8 protein-coding genes and 1 pseudogene are annotated in these 7,143 nt (G+C 68.3%); all 9 read left to right on the forward strand.

The genetic code is table 11. The annotated features are described in order from the left end of the window. Positions 1 to 35: 35 nt before the first annotated feature. Positions 36 to 806, forward strand: a complete 771-nt coding sequence (ccmC, locus tag VG543_RS18420) for a heme ABC transporter permease CcmC (RefSeq protein ID WP_019660475.1) — start codon at positions 36 to 38, stop codon at positions 804 to 806. Next, positions 803 to 991 carry a heme exporter protein CcmD gene (gene ccmD, locus VG543_RS18425; RefSeq protein ID WP_019660476.1) on the forward strand — a complete coding sequence of 63 codons (189 nt, stop codon included), beginning with the start codon at positions 803 to 805 and terminating at the stop codon, positions 989 to 991. Before ccmC ends, ccmD begins: the two co-directional genes overlap by 4 nt. Then, positions 988 to 1,449 (forward strand): cytochrome c maturation protein CcmE, encoded by a 462-nt coding sequence (ccmE, locus tag VG543_RS18430; protein ID WP_100446247.1) that lies wholly within the window; start codon positions 988 to 990, stop codon positions 1,447 to 1,449. Before ccmD ends, ccmE begins: the two co-directional genes overlap by 4 nt. Further along, positions 1,450 to 3,369, forward strand: coding sequence for a heme lyase CcmF/NrfE family subunit (locus VG543_RS18435; RefSeq protein ID WP_207049780.1), 1,920 nt, complete (start codon positions 1,450 to 1,452; stop codon positions 3,367 to 3,369). An 8-nt stretch (positions 3,370 to 3,377) separates the two neighbouring features. Continuing rightward, positions 3,378 to 3,995, forward strand: coding sequence for a DsbE family thiol:disulfide interchange protein (locus VG543_RS18440; RefSeq protein WP_180832187.1), 618 nt, complete (start codon positions 3,378 to 3,380; stop codon positions 3,993 to 3,995). 4 nt (positions 3,996 to 3,999) lie between these two features. Beyond that, positions 4,000 to 4,449 carry a cytochrome c-type biogenesis protein gene (locus tag VG543_RS18445; protein WP_423178145.1) on the forward strand — a complete coding sequence of 150 codons (450 nt, stop codon included), beginning with the start codon at positions 4,000 to 4,002 and terminating at the stop codon, positions 4,447 to 4,449. Continuing rightward, positions 4,443 to 5,432 carry a c-type cytochrome biogenesis protein CcmI/CycH gene (locus VG543_RS18450; RefSeq protein WP_423178146.1) on the forward strand — a complete coding sequence of 330 codons (990 nt, stop codon included), beginning with the start codon at positions 4,443 to 4,445 and terminating at the stop codon, positions 5,430 to 5,432. The genes VG543_RS18445 and VG543_RS18450 overlap by 7 nt, the downstream gene beginning before the upstream one ends. Before the next feature lie 180 nt (positions 5,433 to 5,612). Next, positions 5,613 to 6,725 (forward strand): homoserine O-acetyltransferase MetX, encoded by a 1,113-nt coding sequence (gene metX, locus VG543_RS18455; protein WP_058981172.1) that lies wholly within the window; start codon positions 5,613 to 5,615, stop codon positions 6,723 to 6,725. Next, positions 6,725 to 7,048 (forward strand): annotated as a pseudogene (locus VG543_RS18460) (DUF1294 domain-containing protein); the annotation flags it as partial. The gene metX and the pseudogene VG543_RS18460, both read left to right, overlap by 1 nt. Positions 7,049 to 7,143: the final 95 nt, after the last annotated feature.

Consider the following 7,143-nt stretch of genomic DNA (forward strand, 5'->3'; position numbering starts at 1 on the left):
AGAGCCAATCCACCCCTGCTGGATAGCCGCCACGCATGAATCCGATTGTCCGCTGGTTCCACCAACTCGGTTCGCCTCCCACGTTCGACCGTTTCGCCGCCCGCTGGTCGCGGGTGTTCTACCTCGCCGCAGTGCCGGTGCTGCTGGTCGGCATGTGGCAGGCGCTGCTGGTGGTTCCGCCGGAAGCCAAGCAGCTGGACAGCTTCCGTATCCTTTACATCCACGTGCCCAGTGCCTGGATGAGCCTGTTCGTGTTCGCGCTGATGGCGCTGTATGCCGCCATCGCGCTGATCTGGCGGATCAAGGTCTGCGAGATCCTTGCCATGGCCTGCGCGCCGATGGGCGCCGGTTTCACCCTGATCACCCTGCTGACCGGCAGCATCTGGGGCAAGGGCACCTGGGGCACCTGGTGGGACTGGGACCCGCGCATGACCAGCGAGCTGGTGCTGCTGTTCCTGTACCTGGGCGTGATCGGCCTGTACCACGCCATCGAGGACCGCCGCAGCGCCGCACGCGCGGCCGGCCTGCTGGCCATCGTCGGTGTCAGCCTGCTGCCAGTGATCCGCTATTCGGTGGACTGGTGGGGCGGCCTGCACCAGCGCCAGTCCATCAACGTGTTCGGTGAATCGGCGATCAGCAGCGCGATGATCGCGCCGCTGTGGTGGATGGTGATCGGCACCAAGTTCTGGTTTGCCGGTTCGGTGCTGGCCAAGGCGCGCTCTGACAATCTCGACCGCGAGGCCGGCAAGGCCTGGGTCGGTGGACGTGTCGGTGCCGAACGCCCTGTCCCGGAGGCCCAGCCATGACCCACCTTCCCTATGTGATCGGCGCCTACGCCGTGTTCGTACTGGTGCTCGGCGCCGATGCCATCGGTTCGTGGCTGCGACTGCGCGTGGCACGCCGGCTGGCACTGGCCCGCCAGCAACGCCAGCAGACCCGGGCGGGCAGGCAGGACGCAGCGACGCCGCTGTCGACGGAGCTGGAACGATGACGCCGGTACAACGCCGCCGCCTGGCCTGGGTATTGCTGGCACTGCTCGCCTCCGGCCTGGCCACCGCGCTGGTGGCGATGGCACTGGAGCGCAACATCGCCTACCTGTACACCCCTTCGGAAGTGCTGCGCGGCGATGTCGATGCGCAGTCGCGCTTCCGCTTGGGCGGCATGGTGGTGAAGGGCTCCTTCAACCGCCCGGTCGGCTCGCTGGAGGCGCGCTTCGAAGTGACCGACGGCGATGCACAGCTGGCGGTGACCACCTCGCGGATCCTGCCGGACATGTTCGCCGAAGGCACCGCGGTGGTCGCCAGTGGCCGCCTGCAGGACGGTGTCTTCGTCGCCGACGAAGTGCTGGCCAAGCACGATGAGAAGTACGTGCCGAAGGAAGTGGCCGACAAGATGGGCGATGCCCATCGCAAGCACGACGTGCCGGTGACGGCCCCCGAGGTGCGCTGAGTGCTGCCCGAACTGGGTCAGATCCTGCTGTTGTGTGCGTTGCTGGCCTCGCTGCTGCAGGCCGGCCTGCCGCTGGTCGGTGCGCATCGCAACAACGCGGCATGGATGGCAGTGGCGCGGCCTGCCGCCTTCGCGCAGCTGCTGCTGTTGGCCGGCGCGTTCGCGGTGCTGACCGCCGCGTTCGTGCAGCAGGATTTCTCGGTGCGCTACGTGGCCGAGAACTCCAATTCGCTGCTGCCGATGATCTACCGCTATTCGGCGGTGTGGGGTGCGCATGAGGGCTCGCTGCTGATGTGGGCGCTGGTGCTGGCATTGTGGACCGGCGCGGTGGCGCTGTTCTCGCGGCACCTGCCAGCACCGGTGCAGGCGCGCGTACTGGCGGTGATGGGCATTGTCAGCGTCGGCTTTCTCGCCTTCCTGATCTTCACCTCCAATCCGTTCCTGCGCCTGAACCCGGCACCGCTGGAAGGCCGCGACCTCAACCCGCTGCTGCAGGACCCGGGGCTGATCATCCATCCGCCGATGCTGTACATCGGTTACGTGGGTTTCGCGGTGCCGTTCGCGTTCGCGGTGGCCGCGCTTCTGGAAGGCCGCGTCGACGCCCGCTGGCTGCGCTGGACGCGGCCCTGGACCAACGTCGCCTGGGGCTTCCTGACTCTTGGCATAGCGCTGGGCAGCTGGTGGGCCTACTACGAGCTGGGCTGGGGTGGCTGGTGGTTCTGGGACCCGGTGGAGAACGCCAGCTTCATGCCATGGCTGGTCGGTGCGGCACTGATCCATTCGCAGGCCGTCACTGAAAAGCGCGGCACGTTCGGCAGCTGGACCCTGCTGCTGGCGATCGCCGCCTTTGCGCTGTCGCTGCTCGGGACCTTCCTGGTGCGCTCGGGCGTGCTGACCAGCGTGCATTCGTTCGCCGCCGATCCGTCGCGCGGCCTGTTCATCCTGGTGTTCCTGTCGGTACTGGTGGGCGGCAGCCTGCTGCTGTACGCGCTGCGCGCCAGCCAGCTGAGCGTGGACGCCGACGATCCGCGCCGTGGCTTCACCGCCGCCTCGCGCGAGACCCTGCTGCTGGCCAACAACCTGCTGCTGGCCACCGCCTGCGCGATGGTCCTGCTGGGCACGCTGTACCCGCTGCTGGCCGATGCGCTGTCGCTGGGCAAGATCTCGGTCGGCCCGCCCTACTTCGGCAGTCTGTTCCTGCTGCTGATGGCGCCGATGATCCTGCTGCTGCCGTTCGGCCCGCTGGTGAAGTGGCAGCGCGACCAAACTTCGCGTGCATTCGCGCTGCTGGCGCCATGGCTGGGGCTGGCCGTGCTGCTGGGCGCGCTGGCCTGGTGGCAGGCGCCGCAGAACGGCTGGAAGGCCGGCATCGGCGTCGCCGCTGCGGCCTGGGTCGCACTCGGCACCGCACGCTTCGTCTGGCAGCGCCTGCGCGGCAATGGCCGCTTCACCGCCGAGATGCTCGGCATGATCGTCGCCCACGCCGGCATCGCCGTGTTCCTGGCTGGCGCGCTGCTGGTCGAAGCGCTGAACGTGCAGCGTGAAGTGGCGCTGGCACCGGGCCAGCATCTGGTGGTCGGTCGCTACGAAGTGCGCTTCGAGGGCGTGGACCATCGCGAAGGCCCCAATTTCATCGCCGACCGCGGTCACCTGCGGGTGTTCCGCGACGGCCGCGAACTGGCCCTGCTGCACCCGGAGAAGCGCCAGTACGCCAGCGGCGGCCAGGTGATGACCGAGGCCGGCATCGATGCACGCTTCGACGGCGATGTCTACGTGGCATTGGGCGAGCCGCTGGGCAACAATGCATGGGCGGTACGGGTGCACATCAAGCCGTTCGTGCGCTGGATCTGGCTGGGCGCGCTGTTGATGGCCCTGGGCGGATTCATCGCCGCCGCCGACCGCCGTTTCCGTCGTCCGTAGGAGTTTCCATGTCCGAGTCCCCCGCCCCGCGCCCCTCCCGCCCGCTGCCGCCGGTAGCCATCGTGATCGGCGTGCTGTTTTTCTTCGGCCTGCTCGGGCTGATGATCTACGGGGTGATGAAATCGGGTGACCCGCAGCGCGACGTGCTGCCGTCTGCGCTGATCGACAAGCCGGCACCCGCGTTCGCGCTCCCGGTGCTGCACGATCCGGAGATGATCGTGCACAGCGACGACCTGCGCGGTGCGCCCTACCTGCTGAACGTCTGGGGCAGCTGGTGCGCGGCCTGCCGCGAGGAACACCCGGTGCTGACCCGCTTCGCGGAAAGCAAGCGCGTGCGCGTGATCGGCTACAACTGGAAGGATGATCCGAAGGACGCGCTGCACTGGCTGGAGCAGCTGGGCAACCCGTTCATGGTGGTGCTCAGCGATGTTGAGGGCCGCACCGCGATCGACTGGGGCGTGACCGCTGCGCCAGAAACCTTCCTGGTTGATGGCAGTGGCATCGTGCGCTGGAAGTACAGCGGAGCGATGACCCAGCGCGTGGTCGACGAGAAGCTGATCCCGGCACTGGAGAAGATCGAGAAGGCCCAGGGCAGTGCCGGCAACACCCTGCATACGGCGCCCTGAGCCGATGCGCTGGCTGCTGGCGCTGCTGCTCCTGATGCTGCCGCTGGCCGCGCTGGCCCAGCAGCCGCTGCACGATCCGCAGCCGCTGCAGTTCCGCGATGGTGCCGAGGAACGCCGCTTCCATGACCTGGCCGCGCAGCTGCGCTGCGTGCAGTGCCAGAACCAGTCGCTGGCCGACTCCAACGCGCAGATCGCCCAGGACCTGCGCCGGGAGGTGCTGCAGTTGATGCAGCAGGGCCACGACGACGCACAGATCAAGCAGTTCCTGGTCGCCCGCTACGGTGAGTTCGTGCTCTATCAACCACCGTTGCAGCCGGGCACCTGGCTGCTGTGGGGTGGCCCCCTGCTGGTGCTCGGCGCCGGTGCACTGGTGGTGCTGGGCATCGTCCGCCGACGTGGACGCATCGTCGGCGCGGCGCCGGCCGGCAAGGCCGATGAAGGAGACGAATGGTGAACCATTGGCTGCCGGTGCTGGCCGGCCTGGTTGCTGCGCTGATGGCAGCACTGGTGCTGTGGCCGTTGCGCCACCACGGTCGTCGCGGTTTCGCGGTGGGTGTGCTTGCGCTCGGCGTGGCCGGCGCCTGCCTGTATCTGCTGGTTGGTGACCCGCGTGCAGCACAGCTGCAGCCGGCGCCCTCGGTGGCGACATTGCGCGATGGCGTGCAGGCCCTGCAGGACGCGTTGAAGCGCGACCCGCAGCGTGCCGATGGCTGGGCATTGCTCGGGCGTTCGCAGGCCGAACTGGGCAATGCCTCAGCTGCGGCAGACGCCTTCGCGAAGGCCGCCGAATTGGCACCGGATGATCCGGGCGTGCTGGTGGAAGCCGCGCAGGCGCGCGCGCAGGCTGATGCCGGCAAGCAGTTCGATGACACCGCGATGGCCTGGTTGCAGCAGGCACGTACACAGGCCCCCGACGCCGAGCGCGCCAGCTGGCTGCTGGGCATCGCCCTGCGGCAACGCGGAAGGAATGCCGAGGCTGCGGACGTGTGGAGCGGCCTGCTGCCGCGACTGGAACCGGGTGCCGCGCAGGCGCTGCAGGCGCAGATCGCGATTGCCCGCGAGGCCGCCGGCCATGCGCCCGATGCTGGCGTTGCGGCGCCACCGGCGCTGCTGCAGGTGCGCGTGCAGCTGCCGGCACTGAACAACGACGAGTGGCCCGCCAGCACCCGGGTGTTCGTGCTGGCCCGTGCCGTCGGCGGCCCGCCGATGCCGGTGGCCGCTCGCAAGCTGCCGCTGAGCGGATTCCCGGACACGGTCGGGCTGGGCGACGGTGACAGTCCGATGCCAACCGCACCGCTGTCGGCCCATCGCGAAGTGGAAGTGCTGGCACGCATCTCACGCACCGGCAGCGCCAACCGCAGCGAGGGCGACCTGCAAAGCGACGTGGTGCGGGTGACGCTGCCGCATGACGGCGTGGTTGAGCTGCGGTTTCCCTGACTTGTAGAGCCGAGCCCACGCTCGGCTGCGATTGGCTTGCCGGCGCCCGCCAGCCGAGCATCGGCTCGGCTCTACAGCAGATCCACGCCATGCGTGGATACGACGGTCCGGTCCGCGTCCACCCGCTGCTGGAATCCAGCGTGTCGCCAGCTGCACATGCGGCCCCGCTAGAATGGCTGCATGACCGAATTCATCCCGCCCGGCACCCGCTTCCACGCCCTGCCTTCGCCCTTCCCGTTCAAGCGCGGTGGCGCCCTGCACGGCGCGCGCGTGGCCTACGAGACTTGGGGAACGCTAGCGGCCGATGCCAGCAATGCGATCCTGATCGTGACCGGCCTGTCCCCAGACGCGCATGCAGCGGCCAACGAGGCCAACCCGGCACCGGGCTGGTGGGAAGCGATGGTTGGCCCCGACAAACCCATCGATACCAACCGCTGGTTCGTGGTGTGCGTGAATTCGCTGGGCAGCTGCAAGGGCTCGACCGGTCCTGCCTCGCTCAACCCGGCCACCGGCCAGCCGTATCGTCTCGACTTCCCCGAGCTGTCGATCGAAGACGGCGCGCGCGCCGCCATCGAAGTCGTGCGTGCGCTGGGCATCGAGCAGCTGGCCTGCGTGGTCGGCAACTCGATGGGCGGCATGACCGCGTTGGCCGTGCTGATGCTGCACCCGGGCATTGCGCGCAGCCACGTCAACATTTCCGGCAGCGCGCAGGCGCTGCCGTTCTCCATCGCGATCCGCTCGCTGCAGCGCGAAGCGATCCGCCTTGATCCACGCTGGAATGGCGGCCACTACGACGACGACGCGTATCCCGAGTCCGGCATGCGCATGGCGCGCAAGCTGGGCGTAATCACCTACCGTTCGGCACTGGAATGGGATGGCCGCTTTGGCCGCGTGCGGCTGGATTCGGACCAGACCGACGACGATCCGTTCGGCCTCGAATTCCAGGTGGAAAGCTACCTGGAAGGCCATGCACGACGCTTCGTGCGTTTCTTCGATCCCAACTGCTACCTGTACCTGAGCCGCTCGATGGACTGGTTCGACCTGGCCGAGTATGCCGACGGCGACGTGCTGGCCGGGCTCGCGAAGATCCGGGTGGAGAAGGCGCTGGCGATCGGCGCCAACACCGATATCCTGTTCCCCGTGCAGCAGCAGCAACAGGTTGCCGATGGCCTGCGAGCCGGCGGTGCCGATGCGCACTTCATCGGCCTGGAATCGCCGCAGGGCCACGACGCCTTCCTCGTCGATTTCGAGCGTTTCGGCCCGGCCGTGCGCGGCTTCCTCGACGCGCTGTAGTGGCTTGGCAGCGCAACCTGGCGCTCGCCGCGTTCGGTGCGTTGATCGCGCTGATGGTCAGCGGTGTGCTGCCGCTGTGGCTGGGTGGCTGGTGCATGCTGGCCAGCGCGGTGTCGTTCGCGCTGTACGGCCAGGACAAGCGCGCGGCGCAGCGAAAGCAGTGGCGCACTCCCGAACGCACCCTGCAGCTGCTGGCCTTTGCCGGTGGCTGGCCGGGCGCGCTGCTGGGCCAGGCGCTGTTCCGCCACAAGCACCGCAAGGCCGCGTTCCAGTGGGTGTTCTGGTTGTGCGTGCTGGCCAACGTGGCCTCGATCTGCGTGATTTCGCCCAGGCTGACTGGCACCGGCAACTGGCGTGGCTGCCGCAGAACGCGCCGGTGTTTGCCGGCAGCGTGGCCGAGAACCTGCGCCTTGGTGAT

It is taken from the genome of Stenotrophomonas sp. CASM101, assembly GCF_049384845.1.
In the GTDB taxonomy this organism is placed as follows: Bacteria; Pseudomonadota; Gammaproteobacteria; order Xanthomonadales; family Xanthomonadaceae; genus Stenotrophomonas; species Stenotrophomonas hibiscicola.

What these genes read in the sequence shown, in the direction of transcription:
- ccmC (WP_019660475.1), top strand. Translation starts at nt 36, where the DNA reads ATGAATCCGATTGTCCGCTGGTTCCACCAACTCGGTTCGCCTCCCACG.
- ccmD (WP_019660476.1), top strand. Translation starts at nt 803, where the DNA reads ATGACCCACCTTCCCTATGTGATCGGCGCCTACGCCGTGTTCGTACTG.
- ccmE (WP_100446247.1), top strand. Translation starts at nt 988, where the DNA reads ATGACGCCGGTACAACGCCGCCGCCTGGCCTGGGTATTGCTGGCACTG.
- VG543_RS18440 (WP_180832187.1), top strand. Translation starts at nt 3,378, where the DNA reads ATGTCCGAGTCCCCCGCCCCGCGCCCCTCCCGCCCGCTGCCGCCGGTA.
- VG543_RS18445 (WP_423178145.1), top strand. Translation starts at nt 4,000, where the DNA reads ATGCGCTGGCTGCTGGCGCTGCTGCTCCTGATGCTGCCGCTGGCCGCG.
- VG543_RS18450 (WP_423178146.1), top strand. Translation starts at nt 4,443, where the DNA reads ATGGTGAACCATTGGCTGCCGGTGCTGGCCGGCCTGGTTGCTGCGCTG.
- metX (WP_058981172.1), top strand. Translation starts at nt 5,613, where the DNA reads ATGACCGAATTCATCCCGCCCGGCACCCGCTTCCACGCCCTGCCTTCG.